Source organism: Mycobacterium sp. IDUB_28 (assembly GCF_055419285.1).
Window position 1 is genome coordinate 277,183 of the sequence record NZ_JBVAXK010000003.1, and the last position, 24,884, is coordinate 302,066.

The 24,884-nt window shown below is 66.2% G+C and carries 22 protein-coding genes; 12 read left to right on the forward strand and 10 right to left on the reverse strand.

Going from position 1 to position 24,884, the window contains the following annotated elements; translation table 11 throughout:
- Positions 1 to 11: 11 nt before the first annotated feature.
- Entirely contained in the window at positions 12 to 1,157 is a 1,146-nt protein-coding gene (locus ACZYZ9_RS08100; protein ID WP_463825723.1) for an acyl-CoA dehydrogenase family protein, read from the forward strand.
- Here the strand turns inward: ACZYZ9_RS08100 and ACZYZ9_RS08105 are convergent.
- The 4 genes from ACZYZ9_RS08105 to ACZYZ9_RS08120 form a co-directional block, all read right to left on the reverse strand.
- Positions 1,154 to 1,936: an emopamil-binding protein gene (locus tag ACZYZ9_RS08105; RefSeq protein WP_463825724.1), complete on the reverse strand. Its 783-nt coding sequence runs from the start codon at positions 1,934 to 1,936 to the stop codon at positions 1,154 to 1,156. The genes ACZYZ9_RS08100 and ACZYZ9_RS08105 overlap by 4 nt on opposite strands.
- 66 nt (positions 1,937 to 2,002) lie before the next feature.
- Positions 2,003 to 2,935: an LLM class F420-dependent oxidoreductase gene (locus ACZYZ9_RS08110; protein WP_463825979.1), complete on the reverse strand. Its 933-nt coding sequence runs from the start codon at positions 2,933 to 2,935 to the stop codon at positions 2,003 to 2,005.
- A 13-nt stretch (positions 2,936 to 2,948) separates the two neighbouring features.
- Positions 2,949 to 4,502, reverse strand: a complete 1,554-nt coding sequence (locus tag ACZYZ9_RS08115; RefSeq protein ID WP_463825725.1) for a long-chain-fatty-acid--CoA ligase — start codon at positions 4,500 to 4,502, stop codon at positions 2,949 to 2,951.
- 27 nt (positions 4,503 to 4,529) lie between these two features.
- The gene (locus ACZYZ9_RS08120) at positions 4,530 to 5,333 is read right to left on the reverse strand and encodes a mycofactocin-coupled SDR family oxidoreductase (RefSeq protein ID WP_463825726.1); all 804 of its coding nucleotides are present in this window, start codon (positions 5,331 to 5,333) and stop codon (positions 4,530 to 4,532) included.
- Between the two features lie 371 nt (positions 5,334 to 5,704).
- Between ACZYZ9_RS08120 and ACZYZ9_RS08125 the strand changes: the two genes are divergently transcribed.
- Positions 5,705 to 6,661 carry a DNA polymerase domain-containing protein gene (locus ACZYZ9_RS08125; protein WP_463825727.1) on the forward strand — a complete coding sequence of 319 codons (957 nt, stop codon included), beginning with the start codon at positions 5,705 to 5,707 and terminating at the stop codon, positions 6,659 to 6,661.
- 13 nt (positions 6,662 to 6,674) lie between these two features.
- Positions 6,675 to 6,938, forward strand: a complete 264-nt coding sequence (locus tag ACZYZ9_RS08130; RefSeq protein WP_463825728.1) for a hypothetical protein — start codon at positions 6,675 to 6,677, stop codon at positions 6,936 to 6,938.
- Here ACZYZ9_RS08130 and ACZYZ9_RS08135 read toward each other — a convergent pair.
- Both ACZYZ9_RS08135 and ACZYZ9_RS08140 read right to left on the reverse strand, forming a co-directional pair.
- Positions 6,931 to 7,293, reverse strand: coding sequence for an SgcJ/EcaC family oxidoreductase (locus ACZYZ9_RS08135; RefSeq protein WP_463825729.1), 363 nt, complete (start codon positions 7,291 to 7,293; stop codon positions 6,931 to 6,933). The two genes, ACZYZ9_RS08130 and ACZYZ9_RS08135, sit on opposite strands and share 8 nt — an antisense overlap.
- A 10-nt stretch (positions 7,294 to 7,303) precedes the next feature.
- Positions 7,304 to 8,650, reverse strand: a complete 1,347-nt coding sequence (locus ACZYZ9_RS08140) for a hypothetical protein (RefSeq protein ID WP_463825730.1) — start codon at positions 8,648 to 8,650, stop codon at positions 7,304 to 7,306.
- Positions 8,651 to 8,774: 124 nt separating this feature from the next.
- Between ACZYZ9_RS08140 and ACZYZ9_RS08145 the strand changes: the two genes are divergently transcribed.
- From ACZYZ9_RS08145 to fadD1, 9 genes are read left to right on the forward strand one after another with little or no spacing between them, the layout of a single operon-like run.
- On the forward strand, positions 8,775 to 12,077 hold the full coding sequence (locus ACZYZ9_RS08145) for a LuxR C-terminal-related transcriptional regulator (protein ID WP_463825731.1): 3,303 nt from the start codon (positions 8,775 to 8,777) through the stop codon (positions 12,075 to 12,077).
- A gap of 13 nt (positions 12,078 to 12,090) precedes the next feature.
- Positions 12,091 to 13,533: an amidase gene (locus ACZYZ9_RS08150; protein WP_463825732.1), complete on the forward strand. Its 1,443-nt coding sequence runs from the start codon at positions 12,091 to 12,093 to the stop codon at positions 13,531 to 13,533.
- Between the two features lie 51 nt (positions 13,534 to 13,584).
- Positions 13,585 to 14,763, forward strand: a complete 1,179-nt coding sequence (locus ACZYZ9_RS08155) for an acyl-CoA dehydrogenase family protein (protein WP_463825733.1) — start codon at positions 13,585 to 13,587, stop codon at positions 14,761 to 14,763.
- A 4-nt stretch (positions 14,764 to 14,767) separates the two neighbouring features.
- Positions 14,768 to 15,892 carry an acyl-CoA dehydrogenase family protein gene (locus ACZYZ9_RS08160; RefSeq protein ID WP_463825734.1) on the forward strand — a complete coding sequence of 375 codons (1,125 nt, stop codon included), beginning with the start codon at positions 14,768 to 14,770 and terminating at the stop codon, positions 15,890 to 15,892.
- Entirely contained in the window at positions 15,885 to 16,385 is a 501-nt protein-coding gene (locus tag ACZYZ9_RS08165; protein WP_463825735.1) for a MaoC family dehydratase, read from the forward strand. Before ACZYZ9_RS08160 ends, ACZYZ9_RS08165 begins: the two co-directional genes overlap by 8 nt.
- Positions 16,382 to 16,813: a MaoC/PaaZ C-terminal domain-containing protein gene (locus ACZYZ9_RS08170; protein WP_463825736.1), complete on the forward strand. Its 432-nt coding sequence runs from the start codon at positions 16,382 to 16,384 to the stop codon at positions 16,811 to 16,813. Before ACZYZ9_RS08165 ends, ACZYZ9_RS08170 begins: the two co-directional genes overlap by 4 nt.
- Positions 16,810 to 18,012 carry a thiolase family protein gene (locus tag ACZYZ9_RS08175; protein ID WP_463825737.1) on the forward strand — a complete coding sequence of 401 codons (1,203 nt, stop codon included), beginning with the start codon at positions 16,810 to 16,812 and terminating at the stop codon, positions 18,010 to 18,012. The genes ACZYZ9_RS08170 and ACZYZ9_RS08175 overlap by 4 nt, the downstream gene beginning before the upstream one ends.
- Before the next feature lies 1 nt (position 18,013).
- The gene (locus tag ACZYZ9_RS08180; protein ID WP_463825738.1) at positions 18,014 to 18,421 is read left to right on the forward strand and encodes a Zn-ribbon domain-containing OB-fold protein; all 408 of its coding nucleotides are present in this window, start codon (positions 18,014 to 18,016) and stop codon (positions 18,419 to 18,421) included.
- Positions 18,414 to 19,994, forward strand: coding sequence for a fatty-acid--CoA ligase FadD1 (gene fadD1, locus ACZYZ9_RS08185; RefSeq protein ID WP_463825739.1), 1,581 nt, complete (start codon positions 18,414 to 18,416; stop codon positions 19,992 to 19,994). Before ACZYZ9_RS08180 ends, fadD1 begins: the two co-directional genes overlap by 8 nt.
- A 61-nt stretch (positions 19,995 to 20,055) precedes the next feature.
- Here the strand turns inward: fadD1 and ACZYZ9_RS08190 are convergent, their stop codons facing one another.
- The 4 genes from ACZYZ9_RS08190 to lpqN form a co-directional block, all read right to left on the reverse strand.
- Positions 20,056 to 21,288 carry a cytochrome P450 gene (locus ACZYZ9_RS08190; RefSeq protein ID WP_463825741.1) on the reverse strand — a complete coding sequence of 411 codons (1,233 nt, stop codon included), beginning with the start codon at positions 21,286 to 21,288 and terminating at the stop codon, positions 20,056 to 20,058.
- A gap of 68 nt (positions 21,289 to 21,356) precedes the next feature.
- Positions 21,357 to 23,549 (reverse strand): FUSC family protein, encoded by a 2,193-nt coding sequence (locus ACZYZ9_RS08195; RefSeq protein WP_463825742.1) that lies wholly within the window; start codon positions 23,547 to 23,549, stop codon positions 21,357 to 21,359.
- A gap of 10 nt (positions 23,550 to 23,559) precedes the next feature.
- Positions 23,560 to 24,045 (reverse strand): PNPOx family protein, encoded by a 486-nt coding sequence (locus tag ACZYZ9_RS08200; protein ID WP_463825743.1) that lies wholly within the window; start codon positions 24,043 to 24,045, stop codon positions 23,560 to 23,562.
- Between the two features lie 102 nt (positions 24,046 to 24,147).
- The gene (lpqN, locus tag ACZYZ9_RS08205) at positions 24,148 to 24,852 is read right to left on the reverse strand and encodes an envelope biogenesis lipoprotein LpqN (RefSeq protein ID WP_463825744.1); all 705 of its coding nucleotides are present in this window, start codon (positions 24,850 to 24,852) and stop codon (positions 24,148 to 24,150) included.
- Positions 24,853 to 24,884 lie beyond the last annotated feature (32 nt).

A 24,884-nucleotide genomic window follows, 5' to 3' on the forward strand; every position in this document is an offset into this window, starting at 1 on the left:
CCTCCAGATCAATGCACCGCACCCTTTTTGACGCCGATCACGACGCATTCCGAAACTCGGTGCGCGAGTTCGTCACTCGCTACATCCAGCCCAACGAGGAAAAATTCATCGAGCAGCGCCGCATCGATCGTGATACCTGGCTGCACGCAGGGGCCAACGGATACCTCGGCCTGGACGTACCCGAAGAGTACGGCGGCAGCGCCGCCGGCGACTACCGGTTCAACGCGGTGCTCGGCGAGGAGTTGGCGCGGTCCAGCGCGGCGGCGGCATCGGCGTTCGGCATCCAGTACGACGTCGTCGCGCCCTACCTGGTCAAGTTGACCACCGAGGAGCAGCGCCGCCGCTGGCTGCCGAAATTCTGCAGTGGCGAGCTGATCACCGCTATCGCAATGACCGAACCGTCGGGCGGGTCCGATCTGGCTGCCCTGAAGACGACTGCCGTCAAAGACGGCACCAGCTACGTCATCAACGGTTCCAAGACGTTCATCACCAATGGCACGCAGGCCGATCTGATCATCGTCGCCGCCCGCACCGATCCGGCGAAGGGTTCGAAGGGCATCACCCTGTTCGCGGTGGAAGCCGACAATCCCGGGTTCAGCCGTGGCCGCAAGCTGGACAAGGTGGGTCAACCCGAGGCCGACACCGCCGAATTGTTCTTCGAGGATGTCCGGGTCGACGAGACCGCGATCATCGGCGAACTCGACCGCGGTTTCATCCACATGATGACCCTGCTGCCCCAGGAGCGAATCAGCGCCGGCGTGGCCAACCTCGCCCACGCGCGCTACGTCCTAGAAGAGACGCTGACCTACGCCCGGGAACGCAAAGCGTTCGGCCAGCCGATCGGCTCGTTGCAGTGGAACAAGTTCCTGCTCGCCGAGATGGTCACCAAACTCGATGTCGCACAAGCATTCGTCGACAATTGCGTCGCCGCCCACGTGGCAGGCCGGCTGACGGCGATCGACGCCGCCAAGGCGAAGTTATGGACCTCCACCGTCCAGAACGAGATCCTCGATCAGTGCGTGCAGATCCACGGTGGGTACGGCTTCATGAACGAATACCGGGTTGCGCGGGCCTGGAAGGATGCTCGGGTGACCAAGATCTGGGCCGGCTCCAACGAGATCATGCGGGAAGTGATCGGCCGCGACCTGGGCCTCTAGAAAGATGCCTGCGCCCCCGCCCGTCGGGTGAGGTGATCGATCTGGAGATGGATCGAATACAGCACCAGCGGCGGCAGCACGATGAACGGAATGTTCTCGGCGAAGAACTTGAAGCCCAGTCCGAACGCACCCTGCCCGACGTGGCTGAACCCGGCGCCTACTTCCGCCAGGAAGTACACGGCCGTGCTGCTCATCAGCACCGCGACACCTGCGAAAGCGACCCACAGGCAGCGGATACGGGATTCGGCGGGCAGCCCGGATCGGATCAGCCGCGTCCAGGCCGCGAACACGGTCAACCCGGTACAGACCCCGACCACCTCGAGCGCGAAGATCCACGGATTGCCGCTGACGTAGCGGGTGTCGGCCAGCCCATACTGCCACCACAACCATTTCCAGCCTGGGTCCGTGGTCGGCGCCCACCACCCCAACGGGTGGCCGATCAGGAACACCAGTTCGTACCCGATCTGGCTGCCCGCGGTGTACGGCAGATAGAACAGGGTCAGTTCGGCCGCCCTGTCGAGCCGAGACCGCTGCTCGCCCGGTGCATTCCACAGGATGACGAAGGGCAGCAGCAGCACCGGGATGCCGAAGATCAGGTTGACCACGACATCGGTGGTGAACGTCGGTTTGATGATGCCGATGCCCACGCCGATGGTGACCAACAGGAAGACGGCGAAGGTGAACACCGCGGTGAGTTTGTAGATTTTCAGCCGGTGCGGCGCCCACGGCTGGGCGAAGTCGGTCTCGTGTTCGCGGATCGTCGTCACGTCATCGGGCACGCTGCATCCTCCGTCGCCGAGGCGAGTATCAACTACTTGTGATACCGACCGAGCTTACCGGTTCGGTCAACGCAGTTGCGGCAGCACCTCGCCGGCGAACAGTTCGAGATGCGCCAGGTCGGACATGTCCAGCGTCTGCGCGTACACCCGTTGCACGCCGAGCTCGGCCCACGGGCCCAGCTTGTCGACGATCTCGGCGGGCGTGCCGACCAGCGGACTGTTGGACCGCATCTCGTCCACCTCGCGGCCGATCACCCCGGCCCGGCGGGCGACCTCGGCGTCGTCGCGGCCGGCACACAGCACGAAGGCAGCGGAGTAGACCATCGAGTCCGCGGGCCGCTCGGCGGCGGCTACGGCATCGCGGACCCGGTGAATCTGCTTCTCCGCGACATCCATCGGCACGAACGGAAGGTTGAATTCCGCGCCGTACCGGGCGGCAAGTGCCGGCGTGCGTTTGGCGCCGGTACCCCCGATCACAATCGGCGGGTGCGGGGTCTGGACCGGTTTGGGCAGCGCCGGTGAGTCGGTGACGGTGTAGTACTCGCCGGCGTGCTCGAAGGTCTCGCCCGGCGCCGTCGTCCACAACCCGGTGATAATGGCCAATTGTTCGCTCAATCGGTCGAAGCGTTCCCGTACCGAGGGAAACGGAATCCCGTAAGCATGATGTTCGCTTTCGAACCAGCCACTGCCCAGGCCGAATTCGACTCGTCCACCGCTCATTTCATCCACCTGTGCCACCGCAATCGCGAGCGGTCCGGGGTGACGGAAGGTCGCTGAGGTGACCAGGGTGCCCAGCCGGATGGTCGAGGTTTCCCGCGCGATCGCGCCCAGCGTCACCCACGAGTCGGTCGGGCCGGGCAGGCCGTCGCCGCTCATCGCGCGGTAGTGGTCGGAGCGGAAGAAGGCGTCGAAGCCGGCTTGTTCGGCGGTTTGCGCGACGGCGAGCTGGTCGGCGTAGGTCGCGCCCTGTTGCGGCTCGACGAACACTCGACACTGCAAGGAGCGGCTCACGTCAGTTGCCTTCCAGGTACGGCTTGCGCAGCTCCTTCTTGAGGATCTTGCCGGTCGGATTGCGCGGCAATTCGTCGGTGATGTCGACCGTCTTCGGGCACTTGTAGGCGGCCAGACGCTCGCGGGCAAACGAGATGAGTTCCTTCTCGGTAGCCTCTCCCTCTAGGGCGACAACGGCTTTGACCACTTCGCCCCATCGTTCGTCGGGCACTCCGATCACCGCGACCTCAACCACCGCCGGGTGCTCGGCCAGTACCCGCTCCACCTCGATCGAGTAGATGTTCTCGCCGCCGGAGATGATCATGTCCTTCAAACGGTCCTCGACGAAGACGTAGCCTCCGTCGTCAACCCGGCCGATATCGCCGCTGCGGAACCAACCGTCTTCGGTGATCGCCTCCGCGGTCGCCTCCGGCTGATTGTGATAACCCTTCATCAACTGCGGTGTGCGGAACCACAATTCGCCCTGCTCGCCGGTCGGCACGTCCTCGAGCGTGTACGGATCGACGACCCGCACCTCGGCGTTGGGCACCAACGTCCCGGCGCTGCTGAGCCGCTCCGGGTGGTCTTCGGCGCGGTGTGCTTCGGGCAGCAGGTGGCTGATCACGCCGCAGACTTCGGTCAGGCCGTACGCCTGGATGAAGTCGGTGTCCGGCCACGCTTTCAGCGCCGCGCGCAGCAGCGGCAGCGGCATCGGCGACGCGCCATAGGAATACGTTTTGAGCGCGCCGAACAGTTTCACCGCGTCCTCGCCGGATTCCAGCACCTTCGCCAACACCGCGGGGACCAGGAATGTCCGGTTGGCGCCCTTGAGGATCGCGCCGGCCAGCGTCTTGCCGTCGGCGTCGCGCGTCATCACGCTGGGAACCCCGTCGTGAATCCCGAACTGCACGTAGGACGATCCACCGACATGGAACAGCGGCATCGAGACCATGCTCTTGTCGCCCGGATCGAATTCGAAACCCTCGTGCGCGTTGATCGTGTGCGCGATGAGGTTCGCCTGCGTCAGCTGCACCCCCTTGGGGCGCCCGGTGGTACCGGAGGAGTACATGATGATGCACACGTCGTCGGGCTCGACGTCGTCGGCTCTGCCGACCGGTGTCGCGCCGGCCAGCAGAGCCTCGTATTCATCGCCGTCGCCACCTTCGGGCGTCACTTCAATGACGTGTTCGATGCTGTTCAGGTCGCCGCGGATCTTGTCGATATTGGGTTTTAGTTCGGTGCCGACGATGAGCACCTTCGCGCCGGAATCGTTGAGCACGTAGTCGAGTTCGTCGGCGGCCAACCTGAAGTTGATGATCGCGTTGGCCGCACCCAGGGATGCGGCGGCGAATGTCAGCTCCACACAAGCCGGATGATTCTTGTCCAGGAACGCCACCACGTCACCGCGCCCGACACCGAACTCGGTGAGCGCACCGGCCAGCCGGCGTACCCGGTCGTTCCACTGCGACCAGGTCCACTGCCGGTCCAGATAGTCCATCGCCTCGTCGTCGGGCTTGGTCACGGCCCAATAGGCCAGGCGGTCGTCGAGCAAGCGGGGATCAGGTGGAGTCGACATGACTTGAGCCTCTCATCCTGGTCAATATCAGTGAATCCGGGCGCTCCCGCCGAGTCCGACCTCCAAGACGCTGCCCGTGATCACCCCGGGATCGGTGACCAGGTACACGACCGCGCGGCTGACGTCCTCCGGTTCGATCCAGGGTTGCGGTATCGGGTTGGCCTTCATCATCCTGCGCACCAATTCGTCGGGAACGGACTCGTCACCCTCGGGTTGGACCATCGGCGTGCGGGTGGTGGTGGGGCAGACGACGTTGACCGTGATGCCCTCCTTGGCGACCTCCAGCGCCACCGATTTGGCGAGCCCGATGATGCCCCACTTGGTGGCGTTGTAAGCCGCCAGATCCGGGATGCCCATCCGCCCGCCCATCGAGGAGGTCACCACGATCCGGCCGAAGCGCTGCCGGCGCATCACCGGAATGATCGCCCGTAAGGTGTGGAAGACACCGCTGAGGTTGGTGTCGACCAGTTGCCGCCACATCTGATCGCTCACTTCGGTCAACGGACCCGTGCTGACGATGCCCGCGTTGGCCACCACGATGTCGAGGCTGCCCAGGTCGGCGACCGTCTGCTCGACGGCGGCGTTGACCTGACCCGAGTCGCGCACATCGACCGACAGCGGCACACAACGCCGGCCCAGTTCTTCGACCAGCTTGGTTGTCGTCCGCAGATCGTCCTCGGTGCCCAGCGGATAGGTCAGCTCCTGCATCGGCCCGGGCGCATCGACCGCGACGATGTCGGCGCCCTCGGCGGCCAGCGCCAACGCATGCGCGCGACCCTGACCTCGGGCCCCGCCGGTGATCAATGCGACCCGTCCGTCTAATGCAGCCATGAAAGGTCACGGTACCGCTGACCCCGAAACAGGTTGCGGCGGGCGGTGTTCAGCCACTCAGTGCTTCGGCCGGGGGGCCGGCAACGGGACGCAGACGCCCCGCATGCACGCGTAGTTGTGGCGTGGATAGATGGATTGGGCGGGCCGGGGCGCTTGCCCACATTCGCCGGCGGCACACGGCGGTTCTTCGGCTTGTGCCGGCGCCGGGCCCGCGAGCATCGCCGACGCCGCCAGCAACACCCCACTGAATGCTTTAACTGCGATCATCTGTGGTGGACCTCGACCCTCACTTGCGCCCGGTTACGACGATAGACCTCGTTGCCGCGCCAGCCCAGTTCGTTGTCCGGCCGGCAACTGCATAGGGTTTGCAAATGAGCGTCGACGAGCAGCGCGCAGGAATCGATCTCACCAATCTTGATCAACCGCTCAGTCCCGACGCCGGCGCCACCAAGCGGAACCTGGTGGACTACCTGGAGGCCGTGGCCGACCGCATGTTGCCCGGACTCGTCGGGCGTCCGCTCACCGTGCTGCGGGTGTTGCGGGGACGGGCGCCGTTCATGCAGAAGAACGTTCCCAAGTACACCCCGGGCTGGGTGCGCACGGTCGGGATCTGGGCCGAGGCCTCGCACCGCGAGGTGCATTACCCGGTCTGCGATGACCTGCGCACCCTGCTCTGGCTGGCGAATCAACGGGCCGTCGAGTACCACCCCGCCCTGGGGTTGGCCGACGACATCTACCGGCCCACGCATCTGGTGCTCGATCTCGACCCGCCGCCCGACGCCGACTTCACGGCCGTGGTGCAGGTGGCCCACCTGGTGCGGCAGGCACTGGCCGACAGCGGTCTGGCCGGCGGGGTCAAGACCAGCGGCGCCAAGGGCGTGCACGTATTCGTACCGATCGACGATCACGCGCCCGTTGACGACGTCGCGGCCGCCACCCGGGCGCTGGCCGCTCGCGCCGAAGCGCTCGATCCCACTACGGCGACAACGGCTTTCATCGTCGAAGACCGGGCCGGAAAGGTGTTCGTCGACGCGACCCGCGCCGGGGGTGCTACGGTCGCCGCCGCCTACAGTCCGCGGCTGCGGGCGGGTACGCCGGTGTCATTCCCGCTGGACTGGTCGGACCTCGACCGGGTCAGTCCGACAGATTTCACCGTGCACACGGCGATCGATGCGCTGCCCGGTCAGGACCCCTGGGCGTCGTTGCCGCCGCCCCAGCGGCTGCCGAATGATTTGATCGAGCACGGGCGCACCATCCCGGTGGCGCGGGTGGCCGCCATGCACGAGGGGAAACGCCGGGCCCGGGCCAGGCGGGCGCAGGAGAACTGAGGAGCAGCGCGAGTTGGAAACGTTCAAGCGGTACCTGGTGATCCAGGCGATGATGTTCGTGTTCGGCATCGTCGGGCCGATATTTCTGATCCTGTTTTTCGCCTCGCAACCGGACCCGCAGCTGCGGTGGGCGTTTTGGGCGGGACTGTTCATCACCTACGCCGACATCATGATCGCGCTCGCCATCACCAAGGGGGCGGTGGGCAACGAGGAGCGCATGCAGGGCGCCGCGACCTGGGACTGGGCGTCGATCACCCGACGTCGTCCGGTCAAGTGACCCGGGACGCCTGGTAGTACTGGACTCGCCAGCCGTCGCCGGTGTTTACGATCAGCACGCCGAGGTTGACGTTGATGACGGATCCGTCGGGAAACGTGAAGTCGGCCCGCAGATAACCAAGGACCGCGTCCGGTGCGATGTTGCGGGTCTCGAGAATGCGGTAGACGACGGTGAGCCCCACGGGTTGGGAGTCGTAGTAGGCGGTAACGCCTTGTCGCCCAACGCTGTAGGGCCGCAACCCCTGAAAGATGCCGTCCGCTGCGAACAGCTCGGCCACCCGGTGGGGTTCGTGTGCATCAATACCCGCTTTCCAACGGTCCATCACCTCGCGGATAACTTGTTCGGCGTCTGCCACAGCATCGACCCTAAAACCAGGGGCCCGGGTAGCGGCCGTCGGTATCGCGCACCAACACGATCTGGCGGCACTCGCCGCTCGGTGGCGCGGCGGTCTCGCCCTGGCACACCAGCGTCCAGCCCACGATCCGGCCGAACGGGCGGCCCGTCCACGCGGACGCCACCGGGTTGGCGTCGGGTAGCGCGAACACCGAATAGGTGTTGTCGGAGTTGGTCACGTACAGGTGATCGCTGAAGAACGCGATCTTGGCAATCGTCTTGGCTTCGTCGCGGCTCTTGAGCAGATCCCAGTGCTGGGTGCGCAGATTCCACACGCCGTACCCGAATTGTGAAGTGGCCGAACCACGGCCGTCGACGAAGAGTTTTCCGTCCGACAGGGTGGCGGACAACCCACCACCCGCGATCCGGTCGGCGTCACCGACCTTGATGGGAGCCCGAGTCGTGAGGTCGAAGAACATGGTGGTCTGGGTCGGCGGATTGTGCGACTCCCACTGCGTGATCTGCACGAGTTTGTCTGGCCCGTCGGACAATTCGCTGTCCACGCTGGCGATCTCGTCATTCCGGAAGACGGGTTCACCGGTGGGTAACCGCAATTCGGCGCCCAGCGTGCTGCCGGCCACCGTACTGCGTTGAAAGGCCAGGACGTCCTGCCAGATCCGACCCGGCTGCGGATCATCCCACAGCGTCGACAGGTCAGCGTTGGACAGGACGACCGTCCTCGGCGGTGCCGCTGCGCCGCGGCCGTCGGTGTAGGCGTTCAACCACGCCACCCCGGGCACGGTCGGGGCCAGCCGCCATTCCTTGGCCGCGGCCAGTTTCAGGTCAGGGGTCGGCGGTTGCAGTTCCTTGGTCGCCAGCGGCTGACTCGACTTCAGGTCGAACATGTAGCCGGTGGTCTTGGTGACGTCGCCGCCCTGGGCGGGTTTGGTCGTGGTGACCACGTAGACGACCTTGGTGTCGCGTTCGGTGTTCGACAGCGCACACATGGCGCCGGTGACGGTTTCCCCGGCAGCGACGACCGGCACCGCGGGCATGATCAATTCGGCGGTCTTGGTATCCAGGACTTTCGGCCGGATGTCGTCCAGAGCGGATTTGCTGAGCGTGAATTCGGTGGGGCAACCGAAGTAGACCGTTCCGCCGTATGTTTTCCAATCCTTGGCCAGCGGACTGATGTGCGGCGGGGGCGGCGCAACGGTGTTGGCGGCAACTTTGGACGTCGGTGCCGCACTGCTCGCCGACTGGCCGGCGGGCGGGCTGACCGTCGCTGAAGTGGCGCAGGATGCCGTGGCCAAGCAGGCAAACGACACGACCAACGCACGCATGCGTCCGGACGTGAACAGCCTGTTAGACACCCTCATCAGCGTTCCCCCGCCAAGTCCCGGTTTTCTCGAGCCTAGGGCCGGCGCCGGTATCCGGCGAATCGGGGCGGTCTACGAGTTTGCACGGATGTTTTGCTGTGCGAGGTCCGACAGGCTCGCTAGCATGAGCGGCACCGGCCTACGCGTGGACACAGTGACTTGGAGCGACCTGGGCGTGCACGAGCTGCCGAGCGTCACGGTGACGTTGCTGCTCGCCGACATGGAAGGTTCGACTCGGCTCTGGGACAGCCAGCCCGAGGAGATGGCGGCCGCGATCGCCCGGTTGGATCGCACATTGGGTGATCTGGTGGCCGTCCATCACGGTGTCCGCCCGGTCGATCAAGGTGAAGGCGACAGCTTCGTCATCGCGTTCAACCGGGCCGCCGACGCGGTGGCCTGCGCCCTCGCCCTGCAACTGGCGCCCTTGGCTCCAATCCGCCTGCGCATCGCGCTGCATACCGGCGACGTCCAGCTCCGGGACGAGAACAACTACATCGGACCGGCCATCAACCGGACCGGCCGGCTACGCGACCTGGCCCACGGCGGCCAAACGGTGCTGTCGGGTGCGACCGAGGCGATGGTCTTGGACAGCCTGCCGCCCGGTGCGTGGCTGCTCGACCTCGGCACCTATCAACTACGCGATCTGCCGCGCCCGGAGCGGGTGGTGCAGTTATGCCATCGCGACCTGAACAACGACTTCGCCCCGCCCCGGACCGCGGAAACCGTTGCACTGCATAATCTTCCAGCGCACTTGACCAGCTTTGTGGGTCGCGGTGAGCAGCTGGTGCAGGTGCGGCGCTCATTGGATACGAGCAGGTTGGTGACGCTTACCGGAGCCGGCGGGGTGGGCAAGACCCGCCTCGCCATCGAGGTGGCGAGCTCGCTGTCCGACGAGCTGGACGCGGGCGTGTGGTTCGTCGACTTGGCGCCGATCGCGGATCCCGACCTCGTGGCGATCGCCACCGCCCGGGCCCTTGGTCTGCCCGACCAGCCGGGTCGCTCGACGATTGAGACGCTGCTGGGGTTCATCGGCGAGCGCCAGCTGCTCTTGGTGCTGGACAATTGTGAACACCTGCTCGATGCGACGGCGCAAATGATCGAGGCGCTGCTCAACGCCGGTGCCGGCCTGCGGTTGTTGGTGACGAGCCGCGAGCCGATCGGGGTCGCTGGCGAGGTGACGTGGCGGGTGCCGTCGCTGTCGCTGGACGGGGAGGCGATCGAGTTGTTCGTCGATCGGGCGAGATTGGCCCGCCCGGATTTCTCGCTGGCCGATCAGAGCGCCGCGGTATCCGAGATCTGTCGGCGCCTCGACGGCATGCCGCTGGCGATCGAGTTGGCGGCGGCGCGGGTGCGGGCGTTGGCGGTCGAGGAGATCCGCGAAAGTCTGCAGGACCGTTTTCGTCTGCTGACCGGCACCTCCCGGACGGCGGTGCGCCGCCAGCAGACGCTGCGGGCTTCTGTCGACTGGTCGCATGCGTTGTTGACCGACGCGGAGCGGGTGCTGTTCCGGCGGCTGGCGGTATGTGTCGGCGGCTTTGATCTGGCTGCCGCCCGGATAGTGGCCGGCGACAATGAGGTCGAGCGCTACCAGGCACTCGACCAGATCACTCTGCTGGTGGACAAGTCTCTGGTGATCGCTGAAAGTGCATGTGGCACAACACGTTACCGCATGCTGGAGACAGTGCGTCAGTACGCGCTGGAAAAACTCGCCGAATCGGGCGAGGGCCACGACGTACGGGCCCGGCACCGTGACCACTACCTCGACGTTGCGCGGGTTCTCGAGGACCCGGGCGCGGCAAGTGATCAGCAGCAGATCGGGCGGGTCGAGAGCGAGATCGACAATCTACGGGCCGCGTTCGCGTGGAGCCTTGACCGGGGCGATCCTGAAACCGCGCTGCGGTTGGCCACCGCGTTGGCTCCGCTCTGGGTGATCCGCGGCCGTATCCAGGAGGCCATCGTGGGCTGGTTTGACACCGCTCTGGCCGAAAGTGACCGCCGTCCCGGGGCAGCATCACCCGCGGTGGTGTCACGTGCGTTCGCGGACAAAGCCGTGCTGCACACGTGGGCGGTCGGAAGCTGTGGTGACGAGTGGGCTGAGCACGCTGTGGAGATGGCACGCGAGACCGGCGACCAGGCGCTGGTGGCGCGTGCACTGACCGCCCGCGCGGTGATGGCCGCCAGTCGGGGTGAAGCCAAACAGGAGCATTTCGACGAGGCCATCGGCTCGGCGCGCTCCCTCGGCGACAAGTGGACGCTGGGTCAGGTATTGGCCTGGCAGGCGAGTTTCGAATATCTTTCCGGCGAACCGATCGCGGCCCGCACAGCGGCCGAAGAGGGACATCGGGTGGCGACCGAAGTCGGCGATCGGTTCACCCTCCGACTGTGCACCGTGTGGCTCGGTTGGGCGCAGGTTGTGGTCGGAGACCTGGCCGGCAGCGTTACCCGCCTGCGCGATCTGGAAATTGACGCGGCAGCCGCTCAGGACGCACTCCCGTGGGCATTGGCCAACACTTATCTCGGCCTGGCCCTCGCCTACCGGGGTGACACGGAATCCGCTCAGCTGGCTCTCAACAAACCCATGCAGGTCATCACCGACCTCGGCGACCTCTGGCTGGGCAACGCAAACGGCATGCACGCTGTCGCGCACCTGGCTGCCGGAGAGACATCGGACGTCGTGCGGACCAGTGCTGAAGCCTGGGAACGGTTGTATGTCAACCAGTTCCATCAAAAGGCATATGTCTATCTGCGGGCCGAGGGCGCGTTGCTGGGCAACGACATCGCGCAGGCGCGCCGGTGGGCCGACGGAGCCGTCTCGGTTGCCAGCTGTTGGCACCGGGTGCTGGCTCTGACAACCCGCAGTCGCGTGGCGATCGCGCAGGGGGACACCGAACAAGCGGAACGTGACGCATATGACGGCCTGTCGCTGGCGGCCGCGTTGGGGGCGCTGCTCGGGGTACCGGATCTCTTCGAGTTGGTGGCGACCCTGGCGATCGACGCGGGGCGCTTCCCCGAAGCCGCGCGGCTGTTCGGCGCGGCCGATGCGCTACGGCAGCGGATGGGTTCGGTGCGATTCCAGGTCTACGAGTCCGCGCATGCCGAGGCGATCGACCAGTTGCGTGCGGGCTTCGGCGACAACGAGTTTGACGACGCTTATGCCGAGGGCGCAGCGATGGCGACCGAGGAGGCAATTGCCTACGCGCAGCGGGGACGTGGCCAACGCAAGCGCCCGAGCAGCGGATGGGCGTCGCTCACCCCGACCGAACGCGCCGTCGTCGACCTGGTCAGCGAGGGACTGGGCAACAAGGCCGTCGCCGGAAGGCTTTTCATCTCGTTGCGCACCGTCGAGAGTCACCTCACCCACGTGTACACCAAACTGGGCCTGACTTCTCGCGTCCAACTCGCGCAGGAGGCAGCGCGCCACGCGTGATAGACCGATATCCATGAGCGGTCTCGCCGAAGACACCCGATGGATGGACGCCACGGACCAAGCGGCGCTGGTCGCTAGCGGCGAAGTGACGCCCAGCGAATTGCTGGAGGCAGCGATCGAACGTATCGAGCAGTCCAACCCGGCGCTGAATGCCGTGGTGATCGAGTGGTTCGACCACGCGCGCTCGGTGGCTGCCGACCCGCACCTGCCCGGCGGTCCGTTTCGCGGGGTGCCGTTTCTGCTCAAAGACCTCTACACCAGCTTCGCGGGTCAGACGTTGTCCAACGGCAATGCGGCGCTGAAGGCCGCCGGCAAGATCGACACCGCCGATACGACGCTGGTGTCCCGGTTCAAGGCGGCCGGGTTGGTGATCGCCGGACGCACGAACAGCCCCGAGATGGGCAGCCTGCCGACCACCCAGCCGCTGGCGTGGGGTGCCACCCGCAACCCGTGGGCCCTGGATCGCACGCCCGGCGGGTCCAGCGGCGGTGCTGCAGCGGCGGTGGCAGTCGGGATGGTGCCGTTCGCCAACGCCTCGGATGGCGGGGGCAGCATCCGCATCCCAGCCTCGTGCTGCGGATTGGTGGGACTCAAACCGAGCCAGGGCCGGATCACCGTCGGGCCGAGGCGCTCCGAGGTGGGCTTGGGAGTCGAGCTCGGTGTCAGCCGCACCGTGCGGGACACCGCGCGCCTGCTCGATGCGGTGCGTGGCCCTGGTGTCGGTGACAGTGTGATCGCCCCGGCCCCGCAACGGCCTTATGTCGAGGAACTGAGGGTCGAGCCCGGCCGGCTGCGGATCGGGTTGCTGGACATCCATCCGCGCGGTGGTTTCCTGCACCAGGACTGCGTGTCCGCGGTGCGAGCCGCGGCGTCGATGCTGGCAGGCCTCGGTCACGACGTCGAACCCGCGTGGCCGTCGCCTCTTGCCGATACCACACTGCAACAGAAGTTCATGGCGCTGTGGGCAACGCAGATGGCAATGGCAGCAAGGGGATTCGGCGCCATCGTGGGGCGGGAGATGACTGCCGCGGACATCGAGCCGGTGAACTGGGAGCTGATCGAGCGGGCCAAACACGTGACCGCCGTCGACTACGCCGTCGCCCAGGAGGCGGTGTATGCATTCCGACGTGCGTTGCAGCAGTGGTGGGCCGACGGCTGGGACCTGCTGCTCACCCCGACGGTCGCCGAGCCGCCGCCGGCGCTGACGGAATTCGAGAACGATCCGGGGCGACCCACCGCGCCGATGCGCCGCGGCGGGGAATTCGCTGCCTTCACACCGCCGTTCAATATGAGCGGGCAGCCGGCGATCAGCCTTCCGCTGCACCGCAACGCAGACGGTCTGCCGATCGGCGTGCAGCTCGCCGCGGCGTACGGGCGGGAGGACATCCTGATTCGCGTTGCCGCTCAACTGGAATCCGCACATCCGTGGGCAGCGCAGCGACCCGTTATCGCTTGACGGGTATCGGGGCCGTTGGCCGCCGCCAGCGGGCGGACTACTGTCGCCGGTGTGGACTTCGAGCTCGACGACGAGCAGCGGGCGTGGCTGGTCGAGGTGCGCGAGTTTCTCCGGGAGAACGTCACTGCCGCGCTGCGCGCCGAGATGGCTGAGCACGACCTGGAATTCCGCGGTGGCGAGCTGTCGGCGTTCCGTCGCAAGATCGGGGAGCGCGGCTGGTTCGGGCTGAATTGGCCCCGCGAGTACGGCGGGCTCGGCCTCACCGCCATGCACCAGCACCTGCTGATGAGCGAGTTCGAGTACTGGGGAGTTCCCGGACCGGATCTCACCGTCACCTCGGTCGCGCCGATGATCATGCGTCACGGCACCGAGCAGAACAAGACGCAATTTCTTCCTCCGATCGCGAAGGGTGAAATCGTCTGTGCTGTCGGCTATTCCGAGCCGAATGCCGGGACTGACCTGGCCAGCCTGAAAACCCGTGCGGTACGGGACGGTGACGAATGGGTGATCAACGGATCCAAGATCTGGAACAGCGGCGCCCAACGCTGCACACATGAGTGGCTGTGTGTGCGCACCGACCCCGATGCGCCCCGCCATCGGGGCATCTCAGTGCTCATGGTGCCCATCGACGCTGCGGGCGTCGAGGTCCGCCCGCTGTACGCGTGGTCGGGCTATCGCACCAACGAGACGTTCTTCCGCGACGTGCGGGTGCCGGTCACCAATCTGATCGGTGAGGTCAACCGGGGCTGGACCTACATCACCGGAGCGCTCGACCTGGAGCGCGGTGCGTTGACCAACGCCGGGGACCTGCGGCGCGCCCTCGACGACCTGCTGGCACTGGCCGGGACCGCGCGGCGCGACGGGTCGGTGCCCGCCCGGGACCCGGCCTTCCGTCGCCGCCTCGCCGAGGCCGAGGCCGATGTCGAAGTCGCGCAGTTGATGGGATACCAGGCGGCATCCATGCTCGACTCCGGAACCATCCCCAGCGTCGAGGTCAGCGTCGAGAAGATCTTCACCAGCGAATTACGCCAGCGGATAGCGGATCTGGCGATCGATCTGCTGGGGCCCGACGGCCTGCTGGTGCACCGCAACCTTGCAGCGCCGCAGGACGGCTTCTTCGAGCGCCTCTACCGGGTGTCGCCGTTGATGCGTTTCGGTGGCGGAACCAACGAGGTGTTGCGCGATGTCATCGCCCAGCGCGGCCACGGCATGCCCTCCTACGGCCGGTGATCGCATGCGGCTGATCCCCGATCAGGATGAACGTGACCTGGCCGCGATGTGCCGGCAGTTGCTGGCAGCCGAATGCCCGACGACGCTGGCGCGGGCACTGCACCGCCCGGACGGGGAACGCATCACCCCGGGCCTGTGGAAAGCGCTCGCCGGGGTGGGCCTGCTCGGTCTGGCAATCGAGGGGACGTTCGGCGGGGCCGGCGGTGGGCTGCCCGAACTCGGCATCTTCTGCGTCGAGGCCGGACGAGCGTTGTGCCCCATGGTTGTGCACAGCACCGTGCACGCCTCGCTCGCCGTGGACTGGTTGGGCGGTGCCGAGGCGCGGGCCGCCTGGCTGCCCACCCTGGCCTCCGGTGCGGCACGCGGCACCACCGCATTGTGCAGCCCGCGCAATGCCGCCGACCTGGCTTCTGGTTTGCATGCCCGGCAGCATGTCGATGGCCACTGGTGGTTGAGCGGCGTTGCCGACTTCGTGGCTGACGCCGATCTGGCCGACCTGATGGTCATCGCCGCCGATACCGGCAGTGGCACAATGGGATTCGTCGTCGACGCTACCTCACCCGGGATCACCCTCGAACCGCTGACGATGATGGGCGGACATCGCGCGGCGACAGTGCGATTCGAGAGCGTGCTGATCGACGAACCCAGGCGGGTTCTCGGTGAGTTGGCCGGATCAGACCTGCGGAGGGTCGCCAACGCCAGGCTGGCGCTGCTGTGTCTGGATCTGGTCGGCGTGGCCGAGGCGGTGCTGCAACGCACGGTCGACCACACCAAGATGCGTGCACAGTTCGGCCGGCCGATCGCATCGTTTCAGGCCGCCCAGCATCTGGTGGCCGACATGCACATCGCGCTGGCAGCGGCTCGGTTGGCGGCGCACTCGGCGGTGTTCTGGATCGGCCGCGGGATCCCCGCCACCCGCGAGACCGCCATCGCGCGCATGCACGCCAGTCGCATCAAGCAGATCACGTTGGATGCCCACCAGCTGCACGGCGGGATGGGGTATGTCGTCGACACCGATCTGCACCTGTACTCCGAACGTGCCCGCGTGCTCGCGACACTCGGAGGCGGTGCTGACATCGCTGCGAAATGGTTGGAGGCAGAGATGAACTGGGAGAATAGAATTGACTGAGACCCTGATCGATGCCGCCTCCGCTGCGCGGGTCGGCAGTGTGGTTGCGACCGCGACCGGCGAAGTGAACCGGCGTGACTGGCAACGTTGGGCCGCCGCAGTCGACGACCATAATCGGCTGTGGTTCGACGCCGAATACGCGCGCGCACAAGGGTATCGGGACGTCATCTGCCCGCCGCTGTTCCTGCAGTACGCCGTCCTCGGTGTGACAGCGCTGGCTTCGCTGCGGCCCGACGGATCATCCGGTGCGACGACCGGCAGCCTGGCCTTTCCCAGGGCCCCGCGGCGCATGGCCGGTGGTGAAAGCACCACCTTCCACCGGCCCGCTTACCACCGTGACCAGATCGAGTTGGTGCGCACCATCGAATCGATCGTCGAAAAAGAGGGGCGCTCAGGTCGTTTCGTGCTGGTGACCTGGCGTGGTGAATACCGCAATGAGCACCGCGAACTCCTCGCCGAGGCTACGACCTCGATGATCGCGAGACCCGCATGACCGGTCAGCTGCATTACGAGGATATCGAAATCGGGCATCAGGTCACGCCGTTGACGGTTACGGTGACCGAGACGCAGATGTTCTTCTTCAGCGCCGCCACCTACAACGGCCACCGTATTCACTACGACAAGACGTGGGCGCGTGACGTGGAGGGTTACGACGACGTGCTCGTCCAGGGCCCGCTGCAGGCGGCGCTGTTGTCACGCGCCCTGACCGACTGGATCGGCGGGGCCGGACGGCTGGTGCTGTTCGCGGTGCAGAACCGCGCGATCGCCTATCCGGGACAGGAGTTGGCCTTCGGCGGCCACGTGACGGGCAAGTCGGAGTCCGGTGCACTGGTGGACCTGGACATTTATTGCCGGCGCGGCGAGGAGGTGCTGATGCCCGGCACCGCGAGCGTCGCGTTGCCGCGCCGGAACAGGCGATGAGCGGCCTGCGGGGCGAGGCGGCCATCGTCGGGATCGCCGAATTGCCGGCCGAGCGGCGCCAGACCCGGCCGGCACTGTTCACTTTGGACCAGTACGCGGTGCTGGCCAAGATGGTCATCGAGGATGCCGGCGTCGATCCCGGTGTGGTGAACGGTCTGTCGTGTTACGGCATCGCCGAGTCGGACATGTTCGCGCCCGCGACCCTGTCGGAGTATCTCGGCATCCCCCTGGATTTCGGTGATCGGGTGGACCTGGGTGGCGCAACCGCGGCGGCAATGGTGTGGCGGGCGGCGGCGGCGGTCGAACTGGGGGTGTGCGATGCGGTGCTGGCGGTGGTGCCCGGGTCGCTGGAGATGCCGCGGTCCGAGCGTCGGCCTGCCCGGACGCTGGGCTGGTACGGGGCGTCGAGCAACAACTACGGCTCGCCGCAGGCCGAGTTCGAAATTCCGTACGGCAATGTCGGCCAGAACGGACCCTACGCACAGATCGCCCAGCGGTATGCAGCCGAATACGGTTACGATGCACCGGCTTTGGCGAGGATCGCGGTGCAGCAGCGGACCAATGCCTGTGCACACCCCGGCGCGGTGTTCCACGGCAAACCACTCACAGTCGATGACGTGCTGAACAGTCCGGTGATCGCCGACCCGATTCACATGCTGGAGACCGTGATGCGGGTCCAAGGCGGCGCCGGCGTACTGGTGGCCAACGCCGATGTCGCGCGCAGCAGCCGGCACCGGCCGGTCTGGATCAAGGGTTTCGGCGAACACATCAGGTTCAAGACACCCACCTACGCCGACGACCTGATGCACACGCCGATTGCCCGTGCCGCCGACAAGGCCTTCGCCATGGCCGGATTGGGCCGCGATGACATCGACGTCGCCTCGATCTATGACTGCTACACGATCACCGTGCTGATGACGTTGGAGGACGCCGGGTTCTGCGGCAAGGGCGAGGGGATGCTGTGGCTGACCGAGCACGACCTCACTTACCGCGGTGATTTCCCGGTCAACACCGCCGGGGGCCAGTTGTCGTTCGGTCAGGCCGGCATGGCGGGTGGGATGCATCATGTGGTCGACGGCGCGCGTCAGCTGATGGGCCGTTCCGGTGCGGCGCAGGTGCCTGACTGCAACACCGCATTCGTCACCGGCAACGGCGGCATCATGAGCGAGCAGGTGGCCCTCGTGCTGGGCGGCGACTGACATGACCGGTGCGCTGCCGCTGCCCGAGCCGACGCCCGTTTCCGCACCGTTCTGGGATGCGTTGCGCGAGCACAGGATTCTGATCCAATACTCACCGTCGGCGGAAAGGTATGTGTTCTACCCGCGTACGTTGGCGCCCGGCACGCTGACCGACGACCTGGAATGGCGTGAAATCGACGGTGCCGGAACGCTGTACACCTACACCGTGGCGCGGCGCCCCACCGGCCCGCCGTGGGCGGAACATCTGCCGCAGTTGCTCGCTGTCGTCGAATGGGATGTCGGGCCGCGGGTCAGCACCGAACTCGTCGACGTCGAACCGGACGATATCCGCATCGGCATGCGGGTGGTGCCGGTGTTCTGTGACGGTGACGGCATCACGTTATTGCGGTACCGGCCTGCCGATGTTTGAGACGATGCAGCAGCTGCTGCGTTCCCGGATCGACGACGACTCCGTCGCGGTGCGCCATGGCGAGCGAACCTGGACCTGGCGTGAGCATCTCGCCGAGGCGTCCGCCGAAGCCTCTGTCGTCCTGGCCCGCCTCGCCGCGGGGCGTCCCAGTCATGTCGCTGCGCTGCTGGGCAATTCGCCGGCGATGCTGCGGTCGATGGCTGCGGCCGCACTCGGTGGGTATGTGCTGTGCGGGATCAACACCACCCGCCGCGGAGCCGGCTTGGCGGCGGACATCACAAGGTCGGACTGCCAGCTGGTGCTCGTCGACGACGATCATCTGTCGCTGCTCGACGGGCTGGACCTACCGGGTGTGGTTGTTCTGAACGTCAACGGCGCCGAGTACCGCGACGCAGTGACGGGTGCGGCTCCGTTGCTGGCCCGTGAAGTCGGCGGTGCGGATCCGGTGATGATGATCTTCACCTCCGGCACCAGTGGTGACCCTAAGGCGGTGCGGTTCGCTCACGCGATGGCGGTCATGTGCGGGGCGAGTCTGGTCGAGCGGTTCGCGCTCACCGGCACCGATGTGTGTTACCTGGCAATGCCCTTGTTCCATTCCAACGGTGTGGCCGCAGGCTGGTCGGTTGCGGTGAGCGCCGGTGCCGCCATGGTTCCGGCCAAGTTCTCCCCGGCACGGTTCCTCACCGATGTCCGGCGGTACGGGGTCACGTACCTGAATTACGTGGGTAAGCCGCTGGCGCTGGTACTGGCCACACCGGAACAGCCCGACGACGCCGACAACCCGCTGCGCGCAGCGTTCGGCAACGAGGCCACCGAACGCGATATCGCGGATTTCGCAAGGCGATTCGGGTGTCGAGTGGTGGACAGCTTCGGCTCCAGCGAATTCGCCGTGGTCGTGATGCGTGAAGACGGTACGCCGCCGGGTTCGATCGGCAGGGGATATCCCGGTGTCAGTGTGTACCACTCGGAGACCCGCACCGAATGTGCGCCTGCCGTATTCGATCAGTACGGCGCACTCGTCAACGTCGACGAAGCGGTCGGCGAATTGGTCAACACCTACGGGGCGGGTGGATTCACCGGCTACTACAACGATTCCGCGGCGACCGACGAACGGATGCGCGACGGGATGTACTGGTCAGGTGACCTCGCCTACCGCGACGCCGACGGGTGGATCTACCTGGCCGGGCGCACTGCGGACTGGATGCGGGTAGACGGGGAGAACCTTGCGGCCGGTCCGATTGAGCGCATCCTGCAACGGATTCCCGAAGTCAACCATGTCGCGGTGTACGCGGTTCCCGACGCGCACGTCGGCGATCAGGTGATGGCGGCACTGGTGCTGAACAATGCAGCGACGTTGACGCCCAAGCAGTTCGGTGACTTTCTCGCCGGCCAACCCGACCTGTCGCTGAAGGCGTGGCCGCGCTACGTCCGGATCAATGCGGCCCTGCCCCGGACCGCGACCAACAAGATCGTCAAGCGGAAACTGATCGAGGCGGGTGTTTCCGCCGGGGACGGCACGTTGTGGGAACGGGCGGAGCGTGGACGGAATTACGTTGTCCGCGCGAAGAACTGAGCACTTGTCGGTGGGTGTCCCTGCCCGGCCGCAACACCCGCACCGAAACCGACGGCACACCTTACTTACTCCCGTAATCGACCTGCCAGTGTTTGATCCCGGTGATGAACGGCGATCGCAGTCGCTCGGGTTCGCCCAGCGACCGCAGGTCGGGCATGGTGTCGGCGATCGCGTTGAACATCAGGTCGATCGTCATGCGGGCCAGATTGGCGCCGATGCAGTAATGCGCTCCGGTGCCGCCGAATCCGACGTGCGGATTGGGGCTGCGCAAGATGTTGAAGGAGTACGCGTCGTCGAAGACGTCCTCGTCGAAATTGGCTGACCGGTAGAACATGACCACCCGCTGGCCCTTCCTGATCGCAACGCCGCCGAGTTCGGTGTCGATCAGTGCGGTGCGCTGGAAGGCGGTGATCGGTGTGGCCCAGCGGATGATCTCGTCGGCCGCGGTCTTCGGGCGTTGCGACTTGAACAGCTCCCATTGCTCGGGACAGTCGGCGAAGGCCATCATGCCGTGCGTGATCGAATTGCGGGTGGTCTCGTTGCCCGCGATGGCCAGGGTCACCACGAACATGCCGAACTCGGCGTCGGACAAGCTGCCGTCGTTGTCAGCACGCACCAGCGTCGACACGATGTCCGGTCCGGGATTGTCGGCCTTACGGGCTGCCAATTGCATGGCGTACCACATCATTTCGCCCGCCGAGGTCAGCGCGTCATGGTCGGCGAACTCGGGATCGTCGCTGCCGATCATCTGGTTGGACCAGTCGAAAAGCTTTTCACGATCCGCCACCGGCACTCCGAGCAGCCCGGCGATCGCCTGCAACGGCAATTCGGCGGCCACCTGTCGGACGAAGTCTCCGCTACCTTCGGCCGCGGCCCGGGCGGCGATCTTCCCCGCCCGTTCGGAAAGGTCGGCTCGCAGCCGCTCGATGGCGCGGGGCGTGAAACCGCGCGCCACAATCTTACGTAATCGGGTGTGTTCCGGGTCGTCCATCATGATCATCGATGTCCGCCCGGCCTCAATCTGGCCCTGCGCCAAGTCATCCCGGTAGCGCGGCACGATCGACTTCTCGGCCGACGAGAACACGTCGCTGCGCAACGAAACGTCACGAACGTCGCGGTGCTTGCTCACCACCCAGTAACCGCCGTCGCCGAAACCGCCTGTGTCGGGCGGCTGCTCATTCCACCAGACCGGGGCTGTCGCGCGCAGTTCGGCGAACTCGGCCACCGGCAGCCGGTGCGCGTAGATGTCGGGGTCGGTGAAGTCGAAGCCCGGCGGCAGGTTGGGAGCGGCCATCCGACATCCTCCTCGGCGAGGTGTGATCGAGATGATCGTAGCCAGGCGCCGGCCGGGGAACGCAAGAGTTATGCCGCCTTTGGACCAATCGGACCGAGTACTGCATCCGCATCGAGGTGGGTTGCCGCGGCGATGATCACCCGGTCTATCTGGCGTAGCGGATGTAGCACCGAAAGCTGTAGGTCCGATATGGGTCGGCTGTCATGGCGGCGGGCCAGTTCCTCGGCCGCGTCCAGCGCATCTGCCGCCGAGACGATGGCCGCCGGCTGTGTACCGTCGAGGGTCTCGACCAGCGCGGCGATGTTCCGCTGGACCTGCGCGGCGGCGTCGGACACCGCTGCCGCGAGTTCACCGGAGGAGTCAGGGCTTTCGTACCGCTCGCTGCGGCGGGCCAGGACGCGGGCATACCGGTCGCAGGCAGCGAACAACCTGAGTTCGCGCTGCATGTTGCGGCGACCGGCCAGGCCGGTAACCCCGGCGACCAGCGGTTTGGCAGTGGCCCGGTACTGCTGCAACTTGCGATCGAGTTGTCGCGCCTGTTCGGTCGGGCTCACTGCGGCGTCGTCGTCGAACATCGTCGCGACCGAGGTTTCGATCAGGGTGCACAGCGCCGTCAAGAACTCGCGGGTGTCGTTGCGGATTGTGGTGCCGATATTGGTGGGTAGCACCAGAATTGCGACGGCGACACCGATCACCGCACCGACCGCTGTCTCCTCGATCCGCACCACCAGAACATCGACACTGAACTGGCCCATCAGTCCGTACAACAGGGCCAGCATCGTAGTGATCCAGAACGCCATCAGGCTCTGGGTGACCTGCATGAAATAGAAGGTGCAGAACAGGCACGCAAAGACCATCGCCACCGAGCCGACCGTGTTTCCGGCGAACAAGGTGGCGACCAGCATGCCGCACGGGACGCCCAGCGCCGTACCCAACAGTCGCTGCCAGCCCTTGGTGAGGGTGTCACCCCAGGTGTTGGTGCCGGCGAAGACCACGAACGCCGCGATCACCGCCCAATACCAGCGATCCGGCGATACCCGGTCGCCGACGACGATGGCCAGCGCGGCCGCCACGCTCGCCTGGATCGCCTGCCGGGTCGTCGGCAGCAGGCCGGCGGGCGACTGCTCGGCATCGGTGTCGCCGTCGGGTTCCGCGGCATCGTCCTCCGGCATCGATGGTTCGAAGTCGCCGCCGACGACGCTGTCGATCAGTGTCCGCACCTCCGAAGTGGCGGTGGCAGCGCCGATTATCGCCATGGCCAGTCGCCGCACGGCGATGTCACCGGCGGGCTGAGCGTCCAGGACGTGCTGTGCGCGGTCGGCGGCGCGGCGGAGTCCGTCCGGACTGGGGTTCCTGATCGCCCGGCTGAGTTCGGTGAGCGCGCCGATCAGTTCGTTGCGTTGCGCAGCGGGGAACGGCGATCCCTGTTGGGCCGACAGGGCCGCGCGCTGGGCGGCGATCGCCGCCCATTCGACCGCCAGTTCGGCGTCGAACAGCCACGGCGCCAACCGTTCCCCGAGGGACGGGGCGGCCGGGTTCGACTTGTCTTCGATGCGATCCTGCACCATCAGCGCGGTGTCGTTGAGTCGCGCGATACGGGCGCGCATGCGGCGCCGACGCCGCTCATCGAGACGGTCCGCACGCAGCAACTCGGCGGCAGTGTCGACCACGAGCGCCATCCGCGCCCGCAACGAGCGAATAGTGGCCCGCAGCACGCGTTCTGGGCGATCCGGCAGTACATAGGTCGTCATCACGAAAGTGCTCAGCGTGCCCACCGCAACCGCGCAGAGCATGTACGGCAACTCGTGCAGACCGGCCCGCAGATACAGCGCGAAGAAATAGGCCATGAACGCCACCATGCCCAAAGCCTGCCCGCGTGCACCGAATCGGCGGATATAGACCGCGACGAAGACCACGACGACGAACACGGCGTCGGTCACCAGTGGGTGGGGTGACAGCAGGGCGGCAGCGGTGATCGACAGGCCGGCCGGTATCGGCAACAGCGCCATGGTGATCCGTTGCGTACGGGGGTCGGGCTCGTTGACCGACCGCGACGCGACCATCGTGATGACCGCACCGAACAGTGCGACCGTCAACGGTTGCCGCGTCGCCGTGGTGAGCACGTACATCACCACCAGCGAACACGCCAGCGCGATCGTGGCGCGAACGGCCAACCGCAGCCGCAGCAGCCCGGGATCGGTGCCGGCCGTCCAGGTGCGGGCGCGCTGGAGAAACGCGGGGATCACGTCGACCGACTGCAAAGGAAAACGGTTACGCGTCCGGGGTGAACTTGATCGCTACCAACTTCAACCGGTCGATCGCCTCGGCGAAGTCCTCCCGGGCCGGTATGCGCTCATCGCGGAATTTCAGGCCCATCATCCGCTGGGCTCGTTTGACTCCGTAGGACTGGGCACAGCGCAGATACAGGTCATACGTCGTCGCGGGGTCTTCGACGACTTCGCCGCGCATCGTCCGCGTCTTGCCGTCGTAGACCACTTGCGCGGGTCCACCGCCTTTGAAGTTGTACTTCCAGTTCGCATTGGCCAGCGCATAGAGCTCGTTGTCGATGACGTGGGCGCTCACCGGAACAGAGAACTGTTTGCCCGACTTGCGGCCGGTGAACTTCAGCACCATCAGCTGTCTGCCTATCGGTCCCGCGAACGGTGTGCCCAACAGGAAACGCAGGACCGGGTTGATGGCTTTGAGTAATGCCGACGGTGGATGGCCGACGTCGACCGCGTACGACTGATCTGTCATGTCACCAACCGTAAGTCCAATCGGGGTCGGGCACCGAAATGCCCCGACCGACAGAAACGCCGCGGAGCGGGCTGGCTCCGCGGCGTACCGTCAGTTGCCTGGTCAGCTCGTCGTGATCGTCGTCTGCTCATCGATGACGTTGGTGGCCGCCATCAACGGGGCTTGCTCGGAGTCCAGCGCGTCGGCATCGAGTTGCAGCACGAACACCCCGTTGGGTCCGGTGATCACCACGGTCTTCTGCGCGACCGTCCGCTTCTTGTCGTTCTTGACGTACGTGCCGCCGAACTGCCAGGCCTTGAAGGTCTCGCCCGGCGCGACGCCCAGTGTGCCCTCGCGCCCGTTGGCGCTGCCACCCTCGAATTGCGGCAGGTTCTTCAGCTCACCCGGGGCGTATTCGAGGATCTTGGCCGGGTCGACGTCACCGTCGAGCCTGGAGACGATCGCCACGATGGTGGGCGCATCGTTGGGGTCCGCGGGCGCGTCGAAGACGATCCCGCCGTACGGTGCGTTGGGGCCCTCCGGCAGCGTGTGCCAGCCGTTGGGGACCGGCAGGTTGATGGTCGGGGATCCCGGGTCGCCGTGGTGAACGGGGGTCTCCTTGATGTTCTTTTCCCGGATGTAGTCGGCGATGGTCTTATTCGCCTGCGAACCGGCCGTGGGGCTGGTGGTCGGGGCTGACACGGTGGTGGTGGAGGTCGACGTGCTTGTCGACGTCGACGTCTTGACTTCCGTTTTCGTTTCAGAGTGGCAGCCGACCAGCGTCAGGCTCAGGGCCACTGTTGCCACGACCGCGGTGAGATCCTTCATCTACGTGTTCTCCCAGAGTTGGGCCCCGGTGT

Coding starts and splice junctions, on each gene's coding strand:
- ACZYZ9_RS08100 (WP_463825723.1), top strand. CDS start 12: ATGCACCGCACCCTTTTTGACGCCGATCACGACGCATTCCGAAACTCG.
- lpqN (WP_463825744.1), bottom strand. CDS start 24,852: ATGAAGGATCTCACCGCGGTCGTGGCAACAGTGGCCCTGAGCCTGACG.
- ACZYZ9_RS08190 (WP_463825741.1), bottom strand. CDS start 21,288: ATGGCCGCTCCCAACCTGCCGCCGGGCTTCGACTTCACCGACCCCGAC.
- ACZYZ9_RS08175 (WP_463825737.1), top strand. CDS start 16,810: ATGAGCGGCCTGCGGGGCGAGGCGGCCATCGTCGGGATCGCCGAATTG.
- ACZYZ9_RS08170 (WP_463825736.1), top strand. CDS start 16,382: ATGACCGGTCAGCTGCATTACGAGGATATCGAAATCGGGCATCAGGTC.
- ACZYZ9_RS08180 (WP_463825738.1), top strand. CDS start 18,014: ATGACCGGTGCGCTGCCGCTGCCCGAGCCGACGCCCGTTTCCGCACCG.
- ACZYZ9_RS08120 (WP_463825726.1), bottom strand. CDS start 5,333: ATGGCTGCATTAGACGGACGGGTCGCATTGATCACCGGCGGGGCCCGA.
- ACZYZ9_RS08150 (WP_463825732.1), top strand. CDS start 12,091: ATGAGCGGTCTCGCCGAAGACACCCGATGGATGGACGCCACGGACCAA.
- ACZYZ9_RS08140 (WP_463825730.1), bottom strand. CDS start 8,650: ATGAGGGTGTCTAACAGGCTGTTCACGTCCGGACGCATGCGTGCGTTG.
- ACZYZ9_RS08200 (WP_463825743.1), bottom strand. CDS start 24,045: ATGACAGATCAGTCGTACGCGGTCGACGTCGGCCATCCACCGTCGGCA.
- ACZYZ9_RS08115 (WP_463825725.1), bottom strand. CDS start 4,502: ATGTCGACTCCACCTGATCCCCGCTTGCTCGACGACCGCCTGGCCTAT.
- ACZYZ9_RS08160 (WP_463825734.1), top strand. CDS start 14,768: ATGCGGCTGATCCCCGATCAGGATGAACGTGACCTGGCCGCGATGTGC.
- ACZYZ9_RS08145 (WP_463825731.1), top strand. CDS start 8,775: ATGAGCGGCACCGGCCTACGCGTGGACACAGTGACTTGGAGCGACCTG.
- ACZYZ9_RS08125 (WP_463825727.1), top strand. CDS start 5,705: ATGAGCGTCGACGAGCAGCGCGCAGGAATCGATCTCACCAATCTTGAT.
- fadD1 (WP_463825739.1), top strand. CDS start 18,414: ATGTTTGAGACGATGCAGCAGCTGCTGCGTTCCCGGATCGACGACGAC.